Annotated in this window: 22 protein-coding genes; 10 read left to right on the top strand and 12 right to left on the bottom strand. The window is 73.6% G+C overall.

All coding sequences use genetic code 11. The features are described from left to right. Nucleotides 1–131: 131 nt before the first annotated feature. Nucleotides 132–746 (bottom strand): PadR family transcriptional regulator, encoded by a 615-nt coding sequence (locus JUB12_RS07295; RefSeq protein WP_205698956.1) that lies wholly within the window; start codon nucleotides 744–746, stop codon nucleotides 132–134. 144 nt (nucleotides 747–890) lie between these two features. On the opposite strand from JUB12_RS07295, the gene JUB12_RS07290 reads away from it, so the two are divergent. After that, on the top strand, nucleotides 891–3,023 hold the full coding sequence (locus JUB12_RS07290) for an ATP-dependent Clp protease ATP-binding subunit (protein WP_205698955.1): 2,133 nt from the start codon (nucleotides 891–893) through the stop codon (nucleotides 3,021–3,023). Nucleotides 3,024–3,302: 279 nt separating this feature from the next. Continuing rightward, nucleotides 3,303–3,749, top strand: coding sequence for a very short patch repair endonuclease (locus JUB12_RS07285; protein ID WP_205698954.1), 447 nt, complete (start codon nucleotides 3,303–3,305; stop codon nucleotides 3,747–3,749). Here JUB12_RS07285 and JUB12_RS07280 read toward each other — a convergent pair. The 7 genes from JUB12_RS07280 to JUB12_RS07250 all read right to left on the bottom strand — a co-directional run bounded on the left by JUB12_RS07280 (nucleotide 3,746) and on the right by JUB12_RS07250 (nucleotide 9,187). Continuing rightward, the gene (locus JUB12_RS07280) at nucleotides 3,746–4,108 is read right to left on the bottom strand and encodes a hypothetical protein (RefSeq protein WP_205698953.1); all 363 of its coding nucleotides are present in this window, start codon (nucleotides 4,106–4,108) and stop codon (nucleotides 3,746–3,748) included. The genes JUB12_RS07285 and JUB12_RS07280 overlap by 4 nt on opposite strands. Before the next feature lie 4 nt (nucleotides 4,109–4,112). Further along, entirely contained in the window at nucleotides 4,113–5,339 is a 1,227-nt protein-coding gene (ccrA, locus tag JUB12_RS07275) for a crotonyl-CoA carboxylase/reductase (protein ID WP_241004454.1), read from the bottom strand. A gap of 67 nt (nucleotides 5,340–5,406) precedes the next feature. Further along, nucleotides 5,407–6,336, bottom strand: coding sequence for a magnesium transporter CorA family protein (locus JUB12_RS07270; RefSeq protein WP_205698951.1), 930 nt, complete (start codon nucleotides 6,334–6,336; stop codon nucleotides 5,407–5,409). A 16-nt stretch (nucleotides 6,337–6,352) separates the two neighbouring features. Next, a complete protein-coding gene (locus JUB12_RS07265) occupies nucleotides 6,353–7,939 on the bottom strand; it encodes an MFS transporter (RefSeq protein WP_205698950.1) in 1,587 nt (528 codons plus the stop codon). Beyond that, nucleotides 7,936–8,382 (bottom strand): MarR family winged helix-turn-helix transcriptional regulator, encoded by a 447-nt coding sequence (locus tag JUB12_RS07260; RefSeq protein WP_205698949.1) that lies wholly within the window; start codon nucleotides 8,380–8,382, stop codon nucleotides 7,936–7,938. The genes JUB12_RS07265 and JUB12_RS07260 overlap by 4 nt, the downstream gene beginning before the upstream one ends. Nucleotides 8,383–8,498: 116 nt before the next feature. Continuing rightward, nucleotides 8,499–8,903, bottom strand: coding sequence for a hypothetical protein (locus JUB12_RS07255; RefSeq protein WP_205698948.1), 405 nt, complete (start codon nucleotides 8,901–8,903; stop codon nucleotides 8,499–8,501). A gap of 104 nt (nucleotides 8,904–9,007) precedes the next feature. Continuing rightward, complete coding sequence (locus tag JUB12_RS07250; RefSeq protein WP_205698947.1) at nucleotides 9,008–9,187, bottom strand: hypothetical protein; 180 nt, start codon at nucleotides 9,185–9,187, stop codon at nucleotides 9,008–9,010. 94 nt (nucleotides 9,188–9,281) lie between these two features. Here JUB12_RS07250 and JUB12_RS07245 point away from each other — a divergent pair, with 94 nt between their 5' ends. Next, complete coding sequence (locus JUB12_RS07245) at nucleotides 9,282–11,051, top strand: exonuclease domain-containing protein (protein WP_205698946.1); 1,770 nt, start codon at nucleotides 9,282–9,284, stop codon at nucleotides 11,049–11,051. On the opposite strand, the gene JUB12_RS07240 is transcribed toward JUB12_RS07245, so the two are convergent. Beyond that, nucleotides 11,048–11,974, bottom strand: coding sequence for a folate-binding protein YgfZ (locus tag JUB12_RS07240; RefSeq protein ID WP_241004453.1), 927 nt, complete (start codon nucleotides 11,972–11,974; stop codon nucleotides 11,048–11,050). The two genes, JUB12_RS07245 and JUB12_RS07240, sit on opposite strands and share 4 nt — an antisense overlap. Nucleotides 11,975–12,024: 50 nt before the next feature. Between JUB12_RS07240 and JUB12_RS07235 the strand changes: the two genes are divergently transcribed. From JUB12_RS07235 to JUB12_RS07225, 3 genes are read left to right on the top strand one after another with little or no spacing between them, the layout of a single operon-like run. Then, nucleotides 12,025–12,687 (top strand): metal-dependent transcriptional regulator, encoded by a 663-nt coding sequence (locus tag JUB12_RS07235; protein ID WP_205698945.1) that lies wholly within the window; start codon nucleotides 12,025–12,027, stop codon nucleotides 12,685–12,687. Then, complete coding sequence (locus JUB12_RS07230; protein ID WP_241004452.1) at nucleotides 12,684–14,006, top strand: Nramp family divalent metal transporter; 1,323 nt, start codon at nucleotides 12,684–12,686, stop codon at nucleotides 14,004–14,006. The genes JUB12_RS07235 and JUB12_RS07230 overlap by 4 nt, the downstream gene beginning before the upstream one ends. 25 nt (nucleotides 14,007–14,031) lie before the next feature. Then, the gene (locus JUB12_RS07225) at nucleotides 14,032–14,394 is read left to right on the top strand and encodes a hypothetical protein (protein WP_205698944.1); all 363 of its coding nucleotides are present in this window, start codon (nucleotides 14,032–14,034) and stop codon (nucleotides 14,392–14,394) included. 15 nt (nucleotides 14,395–14,409) lie between these two features. Here JUB12_RS07225 and JUB12_RS07220 read toward each other — a convergent pair whose 3' ends face one another. From JUB12_RS07220 to JUB12_RS07210, 3 genes are read right to left on the bottom strand one after another with little or no spacing between them, the layout of a single operon-like run. Beyond that, nucleotides 14,410–15,606 (bottom strand): ZIP family metal transporter, encoded by a 1,197-nt coding sequence (locus tag JUB12_RS07220; protein ID WP_205698943.1) that lies wholly within the window; start codon nucleotides 15,604–15,606, stop codon nucleotides 14,410–14,412. Continuing rightward, on the bottom strand, nucleotides 15,603–16,697 hold the full coding sequence (locus tag JUB12_RS07215) for a multicopper oxidase domain-containing protein (RefSeq protein ID WP_205698942.1): 1,095 nt from the start codon (nucleotides 16,695–16,697) through the stop codon (nucleotides 15,603–15,605). Before JUB12_RS07215 ends, JUB12_RS07220 begins: the two co-directional genes overlap by 4 nt. 37 nt (nucleotides 16,698–16,734) lie before the next feature. Further along, a complete protein-coding gene (locus JUB12_RS07210; RefSeq protein ID WP_205698941.1) occupies nucleotides 16,735–17,727 on the bottom strand; it encodes an ABC transporter substrate-binding protein in 993 nt (330 codons plus the stop codon). 86 nt (nucleotides 17,728–17,813) lie between these two features. Here JUB12_RS07210 and JUB12_RS07205 point away from each other — a divergent pair, with 86 nt between their 5' ends. The 4 genes from JUB12_RS07205 to greA are packed head-to-tail and all read left to right on the top strand — an operon-like array spanning nucleotide 17,814 to nucleotide 22,737. Further along, nucleotides 17,814–18,269, top strand: coding sequence for a Fur family transcriptional regulator (locus JUB12_RS07205; RefSeq protein ID WP_205698940.1), 456 nt, complete (start codon nucleotides 17,814–17,816; stop codon nucleotides 18,267–18,269). Then, nucleotides 18,266–19,957 (top strand): catalase, encoded by a 1,692-nt coding sequence (locus JUB12_RS07200; RefSeq protein ID WP_205698939.1) that lies wholly within the window; start codon nucleotides 18,266–18,268, stop codon nucleotides 19,955–19,957. The genes JUB12_RS07205 and JUB12_RS07200 overlap by 4 nt, the downstream gene beginning before the upstream one ends. Nucleotides 19,958–20,003: 46 nt before the next feature. After that, entirely contained in the window at nucleotides 20,004–22,220 is a 2,217-nt protein-coding gene (gene cofH / locus JUB12_RS07195; RefSeq protein WP_205698938.1) for a 5-amino-6-(D-ribitylamino)uracil--L-tyrosine 4-hydroxyphenyl transferase CofH, read from the top strand. Nucleotides 22,221–22,260: 40 nt separating this feature from the next. Next, complete coding sequence (gene greA, locus JUB12_RS07190; RefSeq protein ID WP_205698937.1) at nucleotides 22,261–22,737, top strand: transcription elongation factor GreA; 477 nt, start codon at nucleotides 22,261–22,263, stop codon at nucleotides 22,735–22,737. Nucleotides 22,738–22,746: the final 9 nt, after the last annotated feature.

Genomic DNA, 22,746 nt, shown 5'->3' with positions numbered 1-22,746 from the left:
CGCATCCTGCGTGGGCTTGAACGGAGCCGCGGCGAACGGCGGCCCGCGCAGGGCGAGCGGTGTCCAGCCCGCGGAGACCGGGCGTCAGGACCCTCCGGTCCGGAGCGCCCGGTCTCCTCGGGCAGGCCCGCCTAGTCCTCGTCGTCGGCGAGGATCCGGTACAGGCGCTTGCGCGCCTCGACCAGGACCTCGCGCGCCTTGGCGACCTGCTCCGGCGTGCCGCCGAACGCGATCTGCCGGGTCGCCCCGAGCAGGCCGCCGACGACGTCGCGCAGGTCGGAGGCGTCGCCGCCCTCGGCCGCCTTGACGGCGTCCCACGGGGCCTGGGGGTGGACGGCCCCCTCGGCGGCGGGCCGGCCCTCGTCGGTCAGGTGGAACACCTTGCGGCCGCCCTCGGCCTCCTCGCTGCGGACGAGGCCCTCGTCCTGCAGCTGCTGGAGGGTGGGGTAGACCGAGCCGGGGCTGGGGCGCCAGGCGCCGCCGCTGCGCTCGGTCAGCTCGCGCATGACCTGGTAGCCGTGCATGGGCTCCTCGGCCAGCAGGGCGAGGATGCCGGCGCGGACGTCGCCGCGCGCGGCGCGGGGCCCGCGGCCCCAGCGCTCGGGGCCGCCAGAGGGCCCGAACGGGTCACGGTGCGGAACGCGGCCGCCACGCGGGCCGGGCCGGCCGCGGCCGTGCATGTGGAAGCGGTGGCCGGGACGGGGCCCGAAGGCCTCCCAGCCGGTGATCGAGATGCCGTGGTGCATCTGCAGGCTCCTGTCGGTCGACTGTGTTGTGAGCAGTCACGATACATCGCGATGCGTTGGTGGTCAACCGCGGCACTCCCGTCCCGGAAGTTGCGCTTGCAACGGTGCTACGATCTCAGTCACATCGACGTAGATCAGGACACGATGCCCGACTCCACTTCCATCTCCCTCTGCAACGCCTGCGGCCAGCGCCCGAGCGCGGTCCGGGTCGTTCTCGCCCAGGACGGTGCCCGCCGCGAGGCGGCCCTCTGCGAGAGCTGCGCCGCCCAGCTCGCCCGAGCTCAGGGCGCGAGCTTCACCGGCTTCCCCGGCGCCCAGGGCCCGTTCGGCCCCGCGCAGGGCCGCGGTGCCGGCGCGCAGCGCCAGCCGCAGTCCCAGACCCCCGCGCTCGACGAGTTCGGCCGTGACCTCACCGACGACGCCCGCAACGGCCGGATCGACCCGGTCATCGGGCGCGACGACGAGATCGCGCAGACCGTCGAGGTGCTCGCGCGCCGGCGCAAGAACAACGCCGTGCTCATCGGCGAGCCCGGCGTCGGCAAGACCGCCATCGCCGAGGGCCTTGCGCTGCGCATCGCCCACGACGACGTCCCGGTCACGCTGCGTGGCGCCCGTCTCGTGGCGCTCGACCTCACCGGCATGGTCGCCGGTGCCCAGTACCGCGGCCAGTTCGAGGAGCGCCTGCGCACCGCGCTCGAGGAGGTCCGTGCCTCCGAGGGCCGGATCGTCCTGTTCGTCGACGAGCTGCACACCGTCCTGGGCGCCGGCGGCGCCGAGGGCGCGATGGACGCGGCCAACATCCTCAAGCCGCTGCTCGCCCGCGGTGACCTGCGGATGGTCGGCGCGACCACGCTGCGCGAGTACAAGAAGGTCGAGCGCGACGGCGCGCTGGCCCGCCGCTTCTCGCCGATCCTCGTCGAGGAGCCGTCGGTCGAGGAGACCGTCGAGGTCCTGCGCGGCGTCCGTGACGCCTACGAGGCCCACCACGAGACGCGCATCGAGGACGCGGCGCTCGCCGCCGCGGCCCGCCTGGCCGACCGCTACCTGACCGAGCAGCAGCTGCCCGACAGCGCGCTGGACCTCATGGACCAGGCGGCCGCCCGCGTGCGGCTCGCCGCGCCCGAGGGGCCCGGCGCCGTCGTCGGGCTGCGCGAGCAGCTCGCCGAGGCCGTCGCGGCCGAGGAGTTCGAGCGCGCGGCGGAGCTCAAGCGCCGCATCGCCGACGCCGAGGCCTCCCAGGACGACACCGGCCGCCCCGTGGTGGGTGAGGCCGAGGTCGCCGCGGTCGTCGCCGCCCGCACCGGCATCCCCGTCGGGGAGCTGGTGGCCGCCGAGCTGGAGCGCCTCATCCACCTCGAGGACGACCTGCACCGCCGCGTCGTCGGCCAGGAGCAGGCGGTCGAGGCGGTCGCCGAGACGATCCGCCGCGCCCGCGTCGGCCTGAGCGAGGGCGACCGTCCCGTCGGCTCGTTCCTCTTCCTCGGCCCGACCGGCGTGGGCAAGACCGAGCTCGTCAAGGCGCTGGCCGAGCGGCTCTTCGCCACCGAGGACGCGCTCGTGCGCCTGGACATGTCGGAGTTCCGCGAGGCGCACACCGTGGCGCGGCTCATCGGGTCCCCGCCCGGCTACGTCGGCTACGGCGAGGGCGGCCAGCTCACCGAGCCGGTCCGTCGCCGCCCGTACTCCGTCGTCCTGCTCGACGAGATCGAGAAGGCCCATCCCGAGGTCTGGAACGTCCTGCTCCAGCTCCTCGACGACGGCCGGCTCACCGACGGCGAGGGCCGCACGGTGGACTTCACGAACACCGTCGTGGTGATGACGTCGAACCTCGGCGCCGGTGCTGCCAAGCGCGGCCTCGGCTTCACGGCGGCGGAGGCCGGCGAGGCGGGTGATGCGTCCAAGATGGTCGCGGCCGCCAAGCAGGCGTTCCTGCCCGAGTTCCTCAACCGCATCGACGAGGTCGTGACGTTCCAGCCGCTGGCCCGCGACCAGGTCGTCCGGATCGCGCGCATGGTCGTCGATCGCGTCGCCGACCGCCTGCGCCAGGAGCGGGGGATCGAGCTCGAGGTCGAGGACGCCCTCGTCGCCCGCCTCGCCGAGGAGGGCTTCGACGCCGACTTCGGTGCCCGCCCGCTCCAGCGCCACGTCCGCCGCACGCTGGAGAAGGAGCTCACCCGCGCGATCCTCGCCGGCGAGCTCCCCGACGGCACCACCGTCCACGCCGCCGACGGCGAGGACGGCATCAGCCTGGCGGTCGTCACCCCTGCGACCGCCTAGGAGGAGCGCCAGGGTCTGACCCCCTGCAGACCCTGACCCCCGCGAACGGGCCCGGCACGGACGCCGGGCCCTCCGCGCGCTCGGGGTCAGACCCCGTCGCATGGTGGTGCCAGGGCCTGTCGCATCGCCGGTGCTCGGGGTCAGACCCCGTCGCATGGTGGTGCCAGGGCGTGTCGCATCGCCGGTGCTCGGGGTCAGACCCCGTCGCATGGTGGTGCCAGGGCGTGTCGCGTCGCCGGTGCTCGGGGTCAGACCCCGTCGTCACGGGAGTCGCGTGGAGTGCCGCGCCTCTGTGAGTCGGCCCTGCACCGCCGCGGCGAGCGCTTCCGCAAGGACCTCCCGCTGCGCTGGGGCGACGGGCCACGCCAGATCACCCGCGGCGACGTGGTCTTCACCCGCGTGCGGGTCGCGGTCTTCGTCGACGGGTGCTTCTGGCACGGCTGCCCGGACCACTTCCACGCGCCCAGGCACAACGCCGCCTACTGGCGCCAGAAGCTCCTGGCCAACCAGGCCCGCGATGCCCGGAACACCGCCGCGCTGCGAGCTCGCGGCTGGACCGTCCTGCGCTTCTGGGAGCACGAGGAGCCCGAGGACGTCGCGGCGATCGTGTGCGCCGTGGTCCGGGCACGACGGTCTCGGCCCGAGCGCCGACCGGACCCCACGACGACGAAGGGCCCGCACGAGGCGGGCCCTTCGACGAGCACGACGACCAGCGGCGGGCGCTAGCCCGCGAGGTCGCCCTCGGTCTCCCCGGCGGGGACCGCGGCGGAGCGCAGGAGCTCCGGGTTGACCGTCCCCGCGACGACGAGGTCGGTCATGCCGTAGACGACCGGCACCTGGAAGTAGGACTGGTTGGCGATGCGCCAGTCGGTGAACTCCGGGGAGTCCCAGTAGCGCTCCCAGTCGGTCTTGTCCTCGAACTCGGCGACCTGGAGGAACTTGTAGCGGTCGTCGTTGTAGCGGTAGACGGCGAAGGACTTCGCGCCGTAGCGGACGGAGACCTTGGCGATGTCCTCCAGCGCCGCCTCGAGCTTGTCGCCGCGGAAGACCGTGGCGTACCAGGGAATGTGGACGACGGCGGCCACGGCCCTAGGCACCGACCTCGGCGTAGATCGCGCCCGGGCCCTCGGCGGTCTTGCCCTGGCCGGTCTCCTCGGCGCCGACGAGAATCGAGATCTTGCCCAGGTGCTGGTTGTCGCGCATGAGCTGGTGGGCCTCACCGACGCCGTCGAAGCCCAGCGTGCGCCACAGGACCGGGCGGATGACGTTGGACTCGATCAGCTCGTTGGCCTTCGTGCACTCGTACGCGTTGGCGAAGTGCGAGCCGATGATCTCCTTCTGCTTCATCCACAGGTAGCGCACGTCGAAGTCGAGCGTGTACCCGGTGGTGCCGGCGCAGATCACGACCTTGCCGAACGGCTTGACCGTGAAGACGGAGGTCGGGAAGGTCGCGGCCCCGACGTGCTCGAAGACGATGTCGGGCTTGTCGCCGAGCAGCTCCTTGACGCGCTTGTCGAAGGCGCGCATGACCTTGAAGCGCTCCTTCTCCTCGTCGGCGCTCTCGCCGCCGCGGCGCATCATGCCCTTGAACTCGTCGCGGTTGATGTAGTCGACCGCGCCGAGCTGCTTGACGAGCTCGCCCTTCTCCTCGGAGGAGACGACGCCGACGCACTCCGCGCCCGCGGCCTTGCAGAGCTGGATGCCGAAGACGCCCAGGCCGCCCGCGCCGCCCCAGACCAGGACCCGCTGGCCGGCCTGCAGGTTGCAGCGGGTCATGAGCATGCGGTACGCGGTGAAGTACACGAGGCCGTAGGACGCGGCCTCCTCCCAGGTCAGCGCCTTGGGCTTGGGCAGCAGCTGCTGGGCCTGGACCTTCGTGAACTGCGCGAAGGAGCCCCAGGTGGTCTCGTAGCCCCAGATCCGCTGCGACGGCGCGGCCATCGGGTCGAGGCCGTGGACCTCGGGGTCCTCGTAGGAGGTCTGGTTGCAGTGGATGACGACCTCGTCGCCGACCTTCCAGCGCGTGACGCCCGGGCCGACCTTCCAGACGACGCCGGAGGCGTCCGAGCCGCCGATGTGGTGGCCGAACTCCGGGTGGTCGCCGTAGCGCCAGACGCCGATCGGCTCGCCGAGGGCCGCCCAGACGTTGTTGTAGTTGACGCCGGCAGCCATGACGCGGACGATGACCTCGAAGGCGCCGGGCTCGGGCACCTCGATCTCCTCGACCTGGAACGCGTCGCGCGGCTCGCCCTGGCGCTCCTCGCGGATGACCCACGCGGCCATCGTCTTGGGGAGCTCGCCGGGCTCCGTCTCCACCTGTGAAACCTGCTTGAGATCGACCGCCATAGGGGCGGGAAGATAGAGGAGGAACGGGGAAGGAGGACTACTCGGCGCGCCGCAGATGCCGCAGGTACAGCAGCAGGACGCAGACGGCGCCGGTCATGCCGCCCAGGCCGTAGACCAGGAAGGCCCACAGCGGATCGATGTGGTCGACCAGCCAGCCGAAGTTCATGCCGAAGAAGCCGGTGAGGACCGACAGCGGCAGGAAGATCGTCGACACGAGCGTCAGGCGCTCCACCACCTCGTTCTGGCGCGCCCCGACGAGCGACAGGTGCAGCTCGAGCGCGGACGCCAGCTGGGCCAGCAGCCGCTCGCAGCGCTGGCCGACCACGACGAGGTGGTCGTGGACGTCGCGCAGCAGCTCGTCCTCGCCCTCGCTCTCCAGGCCGGGCACGCGGTGGATGACGTCCTTGCCCTGCTCGAGCAGCTCGCGCTGGGCGATCGCCCGCTGGCGCAGGCGGCCCAGGTCGTTGCGGCGGTCCAGCAGGGCGCGGCGCTGGGCCACCGTCGGCCGGCCCAGCAGCGCGTCCTCGAGCTCCTCGACGTCGCCCTCGACGGCGTCGAGCGCCGGCGTGAACGAGTCGGTCAGCGCGTCGAGCACCAGGGCGACGACGCCCTCCTCGGTGGCGTCGTCGCGCCGCGCCGCCTCCTCCTTGACCGCCTCGAGGTGCGAGCACGTGCTGTCGCGCACCGTCAGCAGGAAGTCGCCGGAGATGTGGAGGTGGACCTCGACCAGGCCGCAGCGCGCGTCGACGCCGTAGAAGACCAGCAGCACCGCGCGCCCGTAGTCGTCGAGCTTCGGCCGCTGGTGCATCTCCTGGGAGTCCTCGAGCGCGAGGCCCGGGAGCTCGAGCAGCTGCCCCACGTCGGCCAGCTCCTCCTCGGTGGCGCCGTGGAGGTCGAGCCAGAAGAACTCGTCGCGCGCGAGCAGCTCGCGCAGGCGGTCGGGCTCGGGGCGGTCGAGGACCAGCACCGCCCCGAGTCTGCCGCTAGGCGCGGACGGCGTCGGCGTCGACCGCCGGGGCGGCCGGGACCGCGCCCGGCACCGTCGCCGCGTCGCCCGCCGGGCGCTTGGCGTCGATGAGCAGCCACGCCAGCAGCGCGCCGAGCGCCGCGACCACCGCGCCGACGCGCAGGCCGTCGTTGAGCGCGGTGAGGAACGCGTCGCGCACCGCGTCGGCGACCTGCGGCGAGGCGTTCGCCGCTTCGCCGCCGCCGGCGCCCAGGCCCTCGGCCAGCTTGTCGCGCGCGGTCTCGGGCACGCGCGGCAGCGCGTCCGCCAGCTCGCTGCGCCCGATGCCCGTGATGAGCGCGCCCATCGCCGCCACGCCGAACGTGCCGCCGACCATCCGGCTCATCGACAGGGTGCCCGAGGCGACGCCGGCCTTCGTGCGGTCCACCGCGTTCATCGCGGCCAGCGACATCGGCGACATCACCAGGCCCATCCCGAGGCCCATGAGCACGAACGACGGCAGGAGCGTCGCCGCGTAGGAGGTGTCGGGCGCGAGGTGGCCCTGCCAGAACAGCGAGATCGCGACGAGCAGGAGGCCCGAGGCGATGAGCGGTCGCGGCCCGACGCGGTCGGCCAGCCGTCCGGCCACCGGCCCGGCGACGATGATCACGAGCGTCGAGGGCAGGAACCGCACGCCCGCCTCGAGCGCGTCGTAGCCCCGCACGTTCTGCATGTAGAGCGCGAGGAAGAAGAACATCGCGAGCATCGCGAAGCTCACGATGAACGCCACGACGTTGGCGCCGAAGAACGTCCGGTCGCGGAAGAAGGAGAAGTCGACCATCGGGTGCGCCACCCGTGTCTCGACGACGGCGAACGCGACGAGCCCGACGACGGCGGCGGCGAGCAGCGCGACGACCTCGGTCGAGCCCCAGCCCCACGTGTTGCCCTCGACGAGCGCGAGCACGAGCGACGCGAGCCCGAGCGTCAGCGCGGCGGTGCCCGGGACGTCGACCTTCGCCGGCGCGGTCTCGTCGCGCGACTCCTGCGCGGCGAACAGCGTCACGACGACCGCGAGCACCGCGACGGGCAGGTTGAGCAGGAAGATCGACTGCCAGGAGACCGACTCGACGAGCAGGCCGCCGACGACGGGGCCGATGGCCAGCGCCACGGCCGACGCGCCGGCCCAGGTGCCGATCGCCTTGCCCCGCTCCTCGGGCGGGAAGGCCTGCGTGATGATCGAGAGGGTCGCCGGCATCATGAACGCGGCGCCGAGGCCCTGGACCGCGCGGAAGGTCACGAGCCACGTCTCGGTCTGGGCCAGGGCGATGAGCCCGCTGGCCGCGGCGAAGACGACGACGCCGAAGAGGAACATCCGCCGCCGGCCGAAGAGGTCGCCCAGCCGGCCGCCGGCGACGAGCAGGACGGCGAAGCTCAGCGTGTAGGCGTTGATCGTCCACTCGAGGCCGCTGATCGACGCGCCGAGGTCCTCCTGGATCGCCGGCAGCGCGACGTTCACCACGGTGTTGTCGAGCATCACCATGAACAGCGCGAAGCACATCGCGCCGAGCGTCCACCACCGGCGGTTGGCGTCGGTGATGAGGCGGGTGCGCAGGGCGTCGGTCATGCGGGGTCCTCGGTCTTCGTGGTGGGGACGACGTCGCGCAGGACGTCGAGGAGGCGGGCGCGCAGCTCGGGCGCGAGGTCGGCCGCCCACGCCTCGAGGCCCTCGAGGCGCGCGTGCTGCACGCGCTCGAAGACCGCGCGGCCCTCGGCGGTCAGCGCGACGCGGCGCACGCGCCGGTCGTCGGGGTCCTCGCTGCGCGCGAGCCAGCCGCGACGGGTGAGGCCGTCGACGGTGCGGCTCGTGCCCGGCAGCGAGAGCCCCAGGCGCTCGGCGAGCGCCTTGACCGACAGCGGCTCGTCGGTCGTGGCCAGGGCGGTGAGCACCTTGATGTGGGTGATCGAGAGGTCGAGCTGGTCGACGACGTCGACCATCGAGCGCTGGCCGTGGCGCATGACGTCGGTCCAGCACGCGCCCATGGCCTCGGCCAGCTGGGCGGGAGACACCTGCGTCGACGCACTCGGTGCTTGCACGCACGCAAGCATTGCGCGCTCGCAAGGGTGCGGGTGTGCGGCGCGTCACACGACGCACACACGAGCGGGTGCTCGGGCCCGTGTCCGGGCTAGGGCTGGAGCAGCTGGTCCTGCGCCGAGGCGCGCTCGGCGCCGACCTCGACGCGGGCGGGCCGGATGCCGTCGCCCGAGACCGCGACCTCGTACTCGCCGCGCGGGAGGTCGGCGCTCAGCGTCGCCGTCTCGCGCGGGTTGATCGGGCCGGTCTGCTGGCGGATCCCGGAGTCGGCGCCCGCCGTCTGCAGCGTGAGGCGCTGCGTGGAGTCCGACTGGTTGGAGACGACGAGGTCGATGGGGCCGGCGCCGAAGTCCCGCGGGGAGATCGACACGCGCTCGGCCGAGATCGACGCGGTCACGACGATGGGCGACGGCGGGCGCGCCTCGTTCGGGTAGTCCTCGTCGTCACCGCACCCGGCGACGAACGCCGTTGCGCCGACGACGAGCGCGCAGGCCATGCGCATAGCTCGGTGCGGCATCTCCATCCTCGACCCCGGCGACACCCTAGCCGAACGCGCCGACGCCGCGTCAACCGCGACGCGCGACAGGACGTCGCTGCGCGTCAGGCGCCGCTGGACGGCGCGCCGAGCACCGCGGGCTCGGCGATCTCCCCGAGCTCGGCCTGCAGGTCGTCCCACGCCTCGCGCTCGGCGTCGTCGTACTCCTGGCCCTCGAGGCCGCGGATCCGGTCGGCGTACCGGGTCCACGCCTCGGTCGTGCGGTCCTCGGCGGAGGTCGTCATGCGCTGACGGTACCCACCGCCGCGGTCGGCAGCACCGGGCGCCCGCAACCGAGCGTGCGAGCCGTCCGACGCGCGCGCCACCCTCACGCGCCCGATGTCGCTGCTGGACCACCCGCTCGCCACCGCCGAGTTCCTCGCCCTGGACACCGAGACCAACGGCAAGGCCGGCGACGCGTGCGAGGTCACGGAGGTCGGCGCGGTGCTCGTCGGCGGCGGCGAGCTGCACGACCGCTGGGAGACGCTGGTCCCCGTCCGCGCACCGCTCGGGCGCGGCATCCAGCGCTTCACCGGCATCACGCAGGACATGGTCGACGAGGCCCCGCCGGCGGAGGTCACGCTGCCCGAGCTCGCCGAGCTCCTCGAGGGCCGCGTGCTCGTCGCGCACTCCGCCTCGTTCGACAAGCGCGTGCTGGCGCAGGCCTTCGAGCGCGCCGGGCTGGCGTGGCCCGACCCGCCGTCGCTGTGCACCGTCGCGCTCGCCCGGCGGCTGCACCCGCTGGCCCGCCAGCGCAAGCTCGGTCCGCTGGCCGAGTCCCTCGGGATCGACGTGGGGGTGACCCACCGCGCCCTGGCCGACGCCGAGACGTGCGCGCGCGTGTTCTGCGCGCTCTTCCCGCGGCTGTGCGGCAACGCCGCGACGGTGGGGGAGGCGCTCGCGCTGCTGCGCGCCGCGCGGCCGGGCGGTCGCCGCACCCGGCGCACGGACGGCGGCGGCTCGCTGCGCGGGACGCGCAAGCGCAAGCCGGACATGAGCCACCTGCCCGACGAGCCGGGCGTCTACGTCTTCCGCAACGCCGAGGGCCAGCCGCTGTACGTCGGCAAGTCGATCTCCGTGCGCACGCGCGCGAAGGCGCACTTCGCGCCGAGCTCGCCCGACACGTCGTGGATCGCCCAGGTCGAGATGGCCGAGGGCCGGCCGACCGCGAGCGAGCTGGGTGCGCTGCTGCTCGAGGAGCAGCTCATCCGCGAGCTGCGCCCGCCGGGCAACCTGCGCGGCCGCGACCGCAACGAGGACCGCTGGGTCTTCCTGCGCTGCCGCCTGGACATCCCGTTCCCGGTGCTCGAGGTCGCCTCGGAGCCGGCCGCGGGGCTCGGCGTCTCGGTCGGCCCGCTGCTCGGCCGCCACGCCGCGGGCGAGCTCGTCGAGCAGCTCCAGTCGCTCTTCGGCCTGCGCCACTGCGGGCGCAAGCTCCAGCGCCGCGAGCACCCGAGCGCCTACGGGCAGATGGGCCGCTGCCTGTCGCCGTGCCTCGGCGACCTGGACCCCAACGCCTACCGCCGGCGCCTGGACCAGGCGCTCGCGCTGTTCAGCGGGCCCCGCGCCGGCAAGCCCGCGGTCCTCGCGCACCTCGACCGCGAGATGCGCGCCGCCGCCGAGGCCCACCAGTTCGAGCGCGCCGCGTGGCTGCGCCGCCGTCGCGTGCGCCTCGCCGAGCTGCTGGACCGCGTCGGCGGGACGGCCGAGGCGGCGCACGCGCACCCGCGCCTGGTCCTCGCCGCCCACCCGGAGGCGCCGCGGGCCGACCTGCTGTGGCTCGTCGGCGGGCGGGTCGCCGACTGGGGCGAGGTCGCCGGTCCCGACGAGGCGTGGGAGCGCACGCAGACGGCGCTGCGCGGCCACGACGGCCGGCCGGTCGCCCTCACCGCCGAGCAGGCCCGTCAGGCGCGAGTCGCCACCACGTGGCTCGCGGCCAACGAGGTCCACGAGCTGGCGCTCGAGCCGCGGCCCGATCGCGCGACGTTCGACCGCTGGCTGCGCGCCGCGATGCCGAAGGACCTGCGGCCGGCGGCGAGGACGACGGGCAAGCGTGCGGCGCCGGTGCGGGTGCCCGCCTCCGGCGACGCTGCGGCAGCGGCGGCCTAGGCGGCGTCGCCGAAGGGCAGCGCGACGACCCGCGCGCGCACGCCCGCGTCGCCGACCTCGACCTCCGCGCCGTCCTCCACCTCGCGGCGCACGAAGGCCAGCGCGAGCGGCCCGCGCGCGGGGGAGACGACGGCCGAGCCGACGCGTCCCGCCTCGCGCTCGCCCGCGCGCAGGACGGCGCCGGGCTCCACCGGCGCGTCGAGGGCCAGGCCGCGCAGGCGGCGGTTCGGCTTGCCCTTGTAGAAGAGCCGCGCGACGGTCTCCTGCCCGACGTAGCAGCCCTTGGTGAAGCTCACCGCGCGGTCGTTGAGCCCGGCCTCCTGCGGGATGACCGTGCTGTCGAGGTCGACGCCGTAGCGCGGGCGGCCGCGCTCGACGCGCACGACCTCCGCCGCGGCCTCGTCGACCTCGACCGCGCCGCGCTCGAGCAGCCAGGCCTTCGCCTCGCCGGCGCGCTCGGCGGGGACGACGACGTCGGCCCCGAGGTCGGTGCGCACCGCGACGCCGCCGAGGACCGGGACGTGCGCGTGCTCGTGCGCGGGCGGCGCGGCCATGTCGAGCACGGCGTCGGCCGCCGGGCCCACGAGCGAGAAGAGCGCCATCTGCACCGTGCGCTTGTGCAGCTCGGCGCGCCAGCCCACGACGCCGCGGCGCAGGAGGTCGAAGAGGTCCTGCAGGGCGCTGCGCTCGCAGAGCAGCAGCAGCTCGTCCTCGCGGCGCAGGACGCGCACGTCGCCGAGCATCCGGCCCTTGGGCGTGAGGTACGCGGCGTAGAGGCCATGCCCGGGCTCGAGGGCCTCGACGTCGTTGGTGACCAGGCCGTTGAGCATCTCGGCCGCCTGGTCGCCGGTCAGCGCGAGCTTGCCGGACTCGGAGCGGTCGACGAGCCCGCAGCCCTGCGTGAGCACCTCGTACGCGTCCATGTCCCCCAACGTACTCAGGTGCGGTTTCGGCATGGCTAAACTGAGGTCGGATGGACGTCTCATCCTCGGTCCAGGACTACGCGAAGACGATCTACGCGCTCGAGCAGCGTGGGCCCGGTGCCGTCACGACGAACGCCATCGCGGACCGCATGGGCGTCAGTCCGGCCTCCGCGTCGGGCATGGTCAAGAAGCTCGACGGCCTCGGCCTCGTCTCGCACGTCCCGTACAAGGGCGTCCAGCTCACACCGCGCGGACTGCGCGTCGCGCTCGAGGTCATCCGCCACCACCGGCTGCTCGAGCGCTTCCTCGCCGAGGAGCTGGGCGTGCCGTGGGACCGCGTCCACGACGAGGCCGAGGTGCTCGAGCACGTCCTGAGCGAGGAGCTCGAGGAGCTCATCGCCGCCAAGCTCGGCCACCCCACCCACGACCCGCACGGCGACCCGATCCCGACCGCCGACCTCGTCATCGACGAGGGCACGAGCGTGAGCCTGCAGACGCTGGACGCCGGCGCGACCGGCACGTTCACGCGCGTCTCGGACAGCGACCCGGAGATGCTGCGCTGGCTGGGCGAGCGCGGGATCGCTCCGGGGGATCGCGTCGAGGTCGTGGACAAGCAGCCCTTCGGCGGCCCGGTCTTCGCCCGCTTCGGCGACGACGTGCACCCGCTGGGCGGCGCGCTCGCGGCGGCGATGCGCGTCGAGGTCGACGCTTGAACGCCCCGCGGGGGGACGGCGGCGCCGCCGTCGAGGTCCCCCGCGAGCGCGCCGGCGCCGGTCCCGGGCCGGCGGCCGCCACGCCCTCGGAGCTCCAGCGCATCCGCGAGCGCCGTGGCCTGCGCGGCGTCCTGCCGCTGCTCGGCCCGGCGTTCGTCGCCTGCATCGCCTACGTCGACCCCGGCAACTTCGCCACGAACATCGCCGGCGGCGCGGCGCACGGCTACACGCTGCTCTGGGTGATCCTCATGGCCAACCTCATGGGGATGCTGATCCAGAACCTCACGGCGAAGGTCGGCATCGCGACGGGGCGCAACCTCGCGGAGCTGTGCCGCGAGCGCTTCGGCCGGCGCACGAGCATCGGCCTGTGGATCCAGGCCGAGCTCATCGCCATGGCCACGGACCTCGCGGAGTTCATCGGCGCGGCGATCGCGCTCAACCTGCTCTTCGGGGTCCCGCTGCTGCCCGCGGGGTTGATCACCGCGGTCGTCGCCTTCGCCCTCCTGGGCCTCCAGCGCCGCGGCCACCGGCGCTTCGAGGCGGTCATCGCGGGCTTCCTGCTGCTCATCCTGCTGGGCTTCCTCTACGACACGCTGCGCATCGGCTTCGACGCCGGCGACGCGGGGGCGGGCTTCGTCCCCGGCTTCGACGGCTCCGACAGCGTCCTGCTGGCCGTCGGCATCCTCGGCGCGACGGTGATGCCCCACGTCATCTACCTGCACTCCGCCCTGACGCAGCGGCGGATCCCCCTGCACAGCGTCGAGGACCGCCGGCGCATGCTGCGCTTCAACCGCATCGACGTGACGATCGCCATGGGCCTCGCGGGCCTCGTGAACATGTCGATGCTCGTCATCGCGGCGGCGCTGTTCCACGACCGCGGCATGGACGTCGACACGATCGAGGGCGCCCACGCGGGCTTCGAGGACCTCGTCGGGCCGGGCGCCGCCATGGCCTTCGCCCTCGCGCTCCTCGCGTCGGGCTTCGCCAGCTCGAGCGTCGGGACCTACGCCGGGCAGGTGGTGATGCAGGGCTTCATCCGGCGCACGATCCCGCTCGTGCTGCGGCGGCTCATCACGATGTCGCCGGCGCTCGTCGTGCTCGCCATCGGCGTCGACCCCACGCGCGCGCTCGTGATCTCGCAGGTCGTGCTGAGCTTCGGCATCCCCTTCGCGCTCGTGCCGCTCGTCCTGCTCACCCGTGACCGCGCGGTGATGGGGGAGCTCGTCAACCGCCGCATCACGACGGTGGCCGCCTCGGGCGTCGCGGCGCTCATCATCGCGCTGAACGCCTACCTGCTCGAGCAGACCATCCTGGGCTGAGGCCCGCGGGTACCATCCGGGCTCCATGGGCCTTGCGGACGACTTCAACGAGATCGTCGGGTCGCTCCCCGACGACTGGACCGACCTCGAGCTGGACCTGCGCATCGGGGACGAGAGCCGCTACGTCGACGCCGCGGTCTACCTCGTGACCTGCAACGCCCAGCCCTACTCGAAGCACGACTGGCACTTCAAGCTGCTCGTCGCGCACCGCTTCGGCCATGCCGCCGCCCCCAGCGCGGTGCACATGGCGCTGAGCCTCCTCGACGACTCGGGCATCGGCGGCGAGCTCGCCGTGCGCGACGTCCGCGCCGGCCGCGCGGAGACCGTGCAGATGTGGGGCCGGCCCGAGTCGGCACGCCGCGAGTTCCAGCGCCTGCGCGCGCAGTAGGACGTCGCGCCGCCGTCAGGCGGTGACCAGCAGGCCGGTGCCGAACATGAGCGCCATCCCGCCGAGCATCCCCGCGACGGCCGGCGGATGGAGCAGGCGCCCGCGGTCGTCGCGGATGGTGGGCGCGATCTGCACGACCACCTGGGCGATGGCGCCGACGCCGAAGCCGAGCATCAGGGCGGCGGCGCTCGGCGTGTAGAGCGTCGCGCCGATCCACGCGCCGACCACCGCCGGGCCGCCGGCCAGCAGCCCGAGCAGCGCGAGCCGCCGCGGCGCCACCCGCTGGCGCGCCATGGGCCCGATGATCGCCAGGCCCTCCGTCGTGTTGTGCAGGGCGAAGCCGACCACGAGCGCGGCGCCGAGCGCCAGCGCCCCCGTCGCGTAGGCCGAGCCGATGGCCAGCCCCTCGCCGAGGTTGTGCAGGCCGATGCCGATCGCGACGAGCAGCGCGAGCCGCTGACCGGTGGCCCCGTCCTCGGCCGCCTGGCGACGGCGGTCGTCCAGCCAGGCGCCCACCCCCGAGAGGAGCAGGTAGGCCACGACGGCGCCCAGCGCCACCAGCGCGGTGCCGCCCAGGGCCTGCGAGCCCTCGGCCGCCAGCTCCCCGCCCTCGAGCCACGCGTCGATGCCGAGCACGACGAGCAGCCCCACCGTCAGCGCCATCACGCCGCGCAGCCACGACGGCGGGATGCGCCGGATCCACGGCAGCCAGAGCATCCCGAGCGCGATCGGGATGACCCCGACGTAGACGCCCAGCAGCGCCATGAGCGCGAAGAACGAGACGTCCGGGTCGGGCGTCTGCACCGCGGCGGGGACCTCGTGGACGATGGTCGCGCCCGTGGAGGTCAGCAGCGCCACCTCGTAGGCCTCGCCCTCGACCCACGGCTGGCGCAGGCGCAAGGTCTCCGTGCCCAGGCGGCCGATGGCGCGCTCACCGCCCTCGAAGGCCACGAAGGCGTCGTTGACGCTGGCCTGCGCGATGTGCACGGGGTCGGGTCCGTCGTTGCGGACCGTGAGCTCGATGACGCCCGGCTCGAGCGTCGTGCGCTCGACCGCGAGCTCCTCGATCGGCGGGCCCTTGCGGTCCCCCAGCCCCGGGCCGTCCAGCGCCGCGAACGCGCCGACGGCCAGCGCGACGAGCAGCAGCGGCACGACGCCGAGGACCCAGCTCGGGACCCGGCGCAGGCGACCGGCCTGGGCGAGCGCGCTCACGGGCGGCCCTCCGGGAGGTCGCAGACCAGACGGCCGCCGCGGCGCTCGCACACCTCGAAGAACCCCTGCCAGCCCAGCTCGGTGAACTCGGACTGGTGGGCGTGGAACATGAAGCGCCCGAGGTGGCCGAAGCGCATCTCGGCGATGCCGCGCTGCCCCTGGCACAGCATGACCGTGTCGGTGTGCTCGGCGGGCCGGCGGCTGGTCCCCGTGGGGTACCAGTCGAAGAAGTTGCCGTGGACGTGGAACGAGTTGATGAGGTCGTACTCGAGGACGTTCACGAGGTAGATGCGCACGAGCTCGTCGCGCACGACCTGCACCGGCCGGTCCATGTAGGCGAACCCGATGCTGTTGACCGCGTAGAGCTCGTTGGCGCGGTCGAAGTTCGTGTCGAACCCGTTCATCACCATCACGAGCTCGTCGGCGTCCTCGCGCCCCTCGGCCGGGTCGACGATGAACGTGCCGTAGAGCCCCTTGGCGATGTGCTCGGCCAGCGGCCGCACGTGGCAGTGGTAGAGGTGCACGCCGGCGGGGGTCGCGTCGAACTCGTAGACGGTCCGCCCGCCGGGGGCGATCTCGCCGTCGCCAAGGCCCGCGACGCCGTCCATGGCCGCCGGGTGGATGCCGTGGAAGTGGATCGTGTGCGGGTGCGCGGAGCCGTTGACGAAGGTGATGCGCAGCAGCTCGCCCTCCCGGGCGCGCAGCGTGGGGCCGGGGATGCGGCCGTTGTAGGTCCAGGCCGCGAAGCGCACGCCCGGAGCCAGCTCGACCTCGCGGTCGCCCGCGATGAGCGTCCACTCGCGCACGACCCGGCCGCTGGGCAGGCGCCGCGTCCGGCCCCAGTCGAAGTCGCGCAGCACCTCGTGCGGGTCGAAGCCGTTGCCCTCGTGGTCGACGTCGCCGCCGCGGAACGCCGCGTGGCCGCCGTGGCCGGCGATCCCTGCGCCGCTCCCGCCGCCGTGGCCGTTCGCGTCCGCCGGGGCGTGCCCCGCGTGCTGCGCGCCGGCCGACCCCTGGCCCAGCGCGACGGCGCCGAGCCCCACCACCGGCGCGGTTGAGGCGATCAGGCGACGCCGGGTCAGTCCCACCATGAGCGGGATTATGGCATGCCGAAACCTCGGTTCGTACCTACTCGATCTGGCCCGCGGTCGAGAACCGCGGGGCGAAGGCCTGCGCGACCACCGGGGGCTCGTCGACGATGCCCGTCCTGGCCTCCCACCGCGCCCAGGTCTCCAGGCGCGCCGGGTCGAGCTCGCCGTAGGTCCGTGCACCCGCGGTGAAGGCGGGGGAGACCGCGTCGAGCTCGCGCTCGAGCTGGTCGCGGCCGAGGTCCGGCTCCTCCTCGGTCAGCGCGCCGATGCCGGCCTCCGGGTCGCCGAGCACCTCGCGGTAGCCGCGGCGCAGGCTGCCCACGACGGCGCGCACGAGCTCCGGGTCGTCCTGGATGGTCGTGCGGGCGACGGCGAGCACGAGCTCCGGGTAGGACGGGGCGCCGAGCTCGTCGACGCGGAACTCCTTGATGCCGGGCCGGCGCGCGCGCAGCTCGACCCCCTCGACGTTCCAGAAGGCGGTGACCGCCGCGACCCGGCGCGAGAGCAGCGCCGGCACCGCGTTGAAGCCGATCTCCGTGCGGCGGACCCTGTCCGGATCGCCGCCGGCGCCCGCGACGACGGAGTCGAGCACCGCGACGTCGCTGGGCAGGCCGGTGACCCCGACGCGCCGGCCCTCGAGGTCGCGCGGCGTCCGGATCGACGGCTGCGCGAGCACCGCGGCGAGCGGGCGCTGCACGAGCGCCATGACGCCGACGACGTCGCGCCCGCGGGCCCGCGCAAGGGCGAGGTCGTGGATGTCGAGCACCGCGAAGTCGGCGCGGCCGCTGAGCAGCTGGGCGACGCCGTCGGTGGACGAGCCGGGGACCTCGACGTCGAGGTCGACGCCCTCGGCGCCGTCGAAGTCCCGCGCCGTCGCGAGGTAGATCCCGGCGTGGACGGCGTTGGGCTGGAAGTCCAGCAGCAGCGTCGCCTCGTCCTGGTCGGGACCGGCCCCGCCACCGGTGAGCGAGCAGCCGGCGAGGCCCAGCACGCAGGCCAGCAGCAGGGGCAAGGCGGCGGCGCGGCGCATCGCCGCCAGACACTACGGGTGGTCCAGCGGACGTCGTTGTCTGGAGTCCTTCCAGATCAGGATCGGTTCCGCTAGGGTCGACGGCGGTGCTGGTCGAGCACGTCGAAGACGCCCTGCGCGGCGCGGGACTCCGGGTCACGGGCCCGCGGGTCGCCGTGCTGCGCGTCCTCGCCGAGGCCGACGACCACCCCCGCATCGACCAGGTCATCGAGCGCGTCCGCGCGTCCGGCGTGAGCATCTCCACGCAGGCCGCCTACGACGTCTGCGAGGCGCTCACGGGCGCCTCGCTGGCGCGCCGCATCGACCTGGGACGTTCACCGGCCCGCTACGAGGCGCGCGTCGGCGACAACCACCATCACCTCGTCTGCCGCTCCTGCGGCGCGACCGTCGACGTCGACTGTGCCACCGGCTCGGCGCCCTGCCTGGCGCCGGGCGCGGACCACGGCTTCGCCGTCGAGGAGGCGGAGGTGACCTTCTGGGGCACCTGCCCCGACTGCCGAGAAGCATCGACAACCACCGAGGAGAGGTCTCTCACCCCATGACCGACGTCTCGAGCCAGGGCTCGCCCGGCGGCGACGACCGCCCCATCCTGACCAACCGCCAGGGCCACCCGGTCTACGACAACCAGAACCAGCGGACGGTCGGCGCCCGCGGCCCGGCCACGCTCGAGAACTACCAGTTCCTCGAGAAGATCAGCCACTTCGACCGCGAGCGGATCCCCGAGCGCGTCGTCCACGCCCGCGGCACCACGGCGTTCGGCACGTTCACCGCCTACGGCAAGGTCGGCGACGAGCCGATCGCGAAGTACACCCGCGCGAAGGTCCTCCAGGAGGGCGCCGAGTGCGAGGTCGCCGTGCGCTTCTCGACGGTGGCCGGCGGCCGTGACTCCTCGGAGGCCGTGCGCGATCCGCGCGGCTTCGCGGTGAAGTTCTACACCGAGGACGGCAACTGGGACCTGGTCGGCAACAACCTCGGCGTCTTCTTCATCCGCGACGCCATCAAGTTCCCCGACTTCATCCACTCCCAGAAGCCGGACCCGGTCTCCTTCGACCGCCAGGTCGCCAACCGCGTCTTCGACTTCATCAGCCAGACGCCCGAGTCCATGCACATGGTCTCGCTGGTCTTCGGCCCGCGCGGCATCCCGGCCTCCTACCGCCACATGCAGGGCTTCGGCGTCAACACCTACAAGTGGGTGAACGCCGAGGGCGAGACGAAGCTCGTCAAGTACCACTGGTACCCCAAGCAGGGCGTGAGGTCCTGGACCGAGGCCGACGCCGCGGTCAAGCAGGCCGAGGAGCTGGGCTGCCACACCAAGGACCTCTTCGAGGCCATCCAGCGCGGCGACTACCCCGAGTGGGAGCTCAACGTCCAGATCATGGACGACCACGACCACCCGGAGCTCGACTTCGACCCGCTCGACGACACGAAGGTCTGGCCCGAGGAGCTCTTCCCGGTCCGCCCGGTCGGCAAGATGGTCCTGAACCGCAACGCCGAGAACTTCTTCGCCGAGAACGAGCAGATCGCGTTCGGCACCGGCGTCCTGGTCGACGGCCTGGACTTCTCCGACGACAAGATGCTCGTCGGGCGCACGTTCTCCTACTCGGACACGCAGCGCTACCGGGTCGGGCCGAACTACCTCCAGCTGCCGGTCAACTCGCCCAAGGGCGTCAAGGGCGGCCGGCCCTACACCAACCAGCGCGACGGGCAGATGACGTACTACGTCGACAGCTCGGGCGCCAACCCGTCGGTGAACTACGAGCCCTCGATCACGGGCGGCCTGCGCGAGGCGCAGTACCCGACCCACGACGAGCAGGGCCCGGTCATCGAGGGGCGCCTCACCCGCAAGCGCATCCCGCGCACGAACGACTACGCGCAGGCCGGCGAGCGCTACCAGCTCTCCGAGCAGTGGGAGAAGGACGACCTGGTCGCCAACCTGTCGGGCCTGCTGGCCCAGTGCGACCGGCCGATCCAGGAGCGCATGGTCTGGCACCTGCTCATGTGCGACGACGAGCTGGGCCTGCGCGTCGGCGAGGGCATCGGCATCGGCGTCGACGACGTCAAGGACCTGCCGCCGCTGCAGACCCAGACGCTCTCCGAGGAGGAGGAGCGTCGCCGGCAGAACCTCGGCAGCAACGGCCCGCGCGACGTCGAGGGCCACCAGATGACCCACTGCGTGCCCAACGAGCGCGAGGTGCTGGCCCAGGACCAGCGCGAGCCCGCCGCGGTCTAGCGGGAAGCCACAAGGGGCGGGCGGCGCACGGCGGTACGTTTCCGCTGTGCGCCGCCGCGTCACCTTCTCGCGCAACGTCACGCTCTCGCTGTCGCGGACGTGCCAGGCCTACTGCAAGTACTGCGCGTTCAAGACCCACAAGGCGCACCTGCACGCGCCGGACGAGGTCGAGGCGTTCCTCGACCGCGCGGCGCGGCGCAACGTCAAGGAGCTGCTCGTCCTCACGGGCGAGCGCCCGGACGTCAACCCGGAGGTCCGCGAGCGCCTCGCCTCGTGGGGCCACGAGGACTTCACCTCCTACGTCGTCTGGGCGTGCGAGCGCGGGCTCGAGCGCGGCCTGCTGCCGCACACCAACCTCGGCGTCCTGCCGCGCGAGGACCTCGCCCGCCTGCGCGAGGTCACGGCGTCGCAGGGGCTGATGCTGGAGTCGGTCAACCCCGACCTCGTCGCCCACCAGGGCTCGCCGACGAAGCACCCCGAGCGCCGGCTCGAGACGATCCGCTGGGCGGGGGAGCTGCGCATCCCCTTCACCTCGGGGATCCTCGTCGGCATCGGCGAGTCGCCCGAGGACCGGCGCGGCGCGCTGCGGGCGCTGGCCGAGGTCCACGCCGAGTTCGGCCACCTGCAGGAGGTCATCCTCCAGAACTTCGTCCCCCACGACGCCTACTACGGGCGCGAGGTGGCCGACATCGCCGACGCGGCGGCCTCGCGCGCGTGGCGGACGGGCATCTACGAGGTGCCGTTCAAGGAGCTGCCCGCGTGGGCCACGCCGGTGTCGATCGCCGAGATGGAGGACCTGATCCGCTTCTCGCGCGAGGTCATGCCCGACGTCGCCGTGCAGATCCCGCCGAACCTCGCCGACTGGTGGCCCCAGCTCGTGGCCGCGGGCGCCTCGGACCTCGGCGGCCTGAGCGCCAACGGCGACCACATCTCGCCCGAGCACCCGTTCCCGTCGCCCCACCAGGTCCGCAAGCGCCTGGCGCAGGACGGCGTCGCGCTGACCGAGCGCCTCTGCGTGCACGGGCGCTACATCGACCCGGACTGGGTCGCCCAGGGCGTGATGGACGTCATCAAGGCGCGCTTCTGGAGCTTCATCCCGCGCAGCGGCTCCGGGCGGACCGAGGCACCGTTCGCCATCGACGCCGACCTCGTCGCGCCCGCCCTGGAGAAAGCGCGCGACGGCGCGTGGCTCACGAAGGAGGAGGTGACGGCGCTGCTGTGCGAGCGCCGGCCCGAGGCCGTCGAGGAGATCCGCGCCGCGGCCGACGAGCTGCGCGCCTCGCTCAACGGCGACGAGGTGACCTTCGTCGTCAACCGCAACATCAACGTCTCGAACGTCTGCGTCGTCGGCTGCGCCTTCTGCGGCTTCGGCCAGGGGCGCCGCTCGCCCGACGCCTACGAGCACTCCGAGGCCGAGTTCGCGCGGCGGGTGCAGGACGCGCTCGCCTTCGGCGCGACCGAGCTGTGCATCCAGTCGGGCATCCACCCCGACTGGGGCCTGGAGGACTACGAGCGGTGGCTGCGCTTCGCCAAGGAGCTGGCGCCCGACGTCCACCTCCACGCGTACTCGCCGATGGAGGTCGCGCACATGTGCGACGTCTCCGGCCTGGCGCCGCGGGCGGTCTTCGAGCGCCTGCTCGACGCGGGTCTGGGCTCGGTGCCCGGGACCGCGGCCGAGGTGCTCGACGACGGCGTGCGCCAGCGGATCTCGCCCAACAAGCTGCCCGCCGCCCGCTGGGTCGAGGTCCTCGAGGCCGCGCACGCGACCGGCCTGCGCTCGACGTCGACCGTGATGTTCGGCCACGTCGAGGAGCCGTGGGAGCTCGCCGAGCACCTGCGGGTCGTCCGCGAGCTGCAGGAGCGCACCGGCGGCATCACGGAGTTCGTGCCGCTGAGCTTCGTCCCCTACCAGACGCTCCTCGGGCGCACCCACGGCGTCGAGCCGATCTCGCGCGAGGACAACCTCCAGCACACCGCCGTCTTCCGCCTCGCGCTCGGGCGCTCGATCCAGCACCTGCAGGCCTCCTGGGTGAAGATGGGCCTCGACGCCGCCACCGAGGCGCTGCGCTGGGGCGTCGACGACCTCGGCGGGACCCTCATGGAGGAGTCGATCACCCGCATGGCCGGCGGCGAGCACGGCGTGCGCCTCGAGGTCGACGACCTCGTCGGCGCCGCGCACCGCGCCGGGCGTCCCGCGGCCGAGCGCACGACGCTCTACGAGCGCCGCCGCGCCTTCCCGCTCGCCGCGCCGCGGGCCGCCTGACGAGCCGTCGCGCCGCGCGGGTTGGCGCTACGGTCATCGGGTGAGCGAGCAGACGACCGAGGCCATCACCGCCGAGGGCCTGGAGGCCCTGAAGGCGGAGCTCGAGCAGCTCGAGGGCGAGGAGCGCCGCAAGATCGCGGCGCGCATCCAGACGGCCCGCGAGCTCGGCGACCTCTCGGAGAACGCCGAGTACCACGCGGCCAAGGAGGACCAGGGCCACCTCGAGACGAAGATCCTGCGCCTGCAGGAGCGCCTGCGCGGCGCGCGCGTCGTCGAGGCGCCCGAGGACGCGTCGGTCGTGCTCTTCGGCGGGACCGTCGTCGTCGCCGACGAGGAGTCCGGCCGCGAGTCGACCTACACGATCGTGGGGCCGACGGAGGCCGACCTCAAGCAGGGCAAGCTGTCGGCGGAGTCGCCGGTGGCCAAGGCGCTGATGGGCGCCGCGGCGGGCGACGTCGTGGACGTGCCCACGCCGCGCGGCGTGCGCAAGCTGCGCGTCGTGCGCCTCGGCGGCTAGCCGCCGGCG

Source organism: Conexibacter sp. SYSU D00693, assembly GCF_017084525.1.
Classification (GTDB): domain Bacteria; phylum Actinomycetota; class Thermoleophilia; order Solirubrobacterales; family Solirubrobacteraceae; genus Baekduia.
The sequence above is the reverse complement of the archived record's forward strand: the minus strand, read 5'-3'. Positions and strand labels throughout refer to the sequence as shown.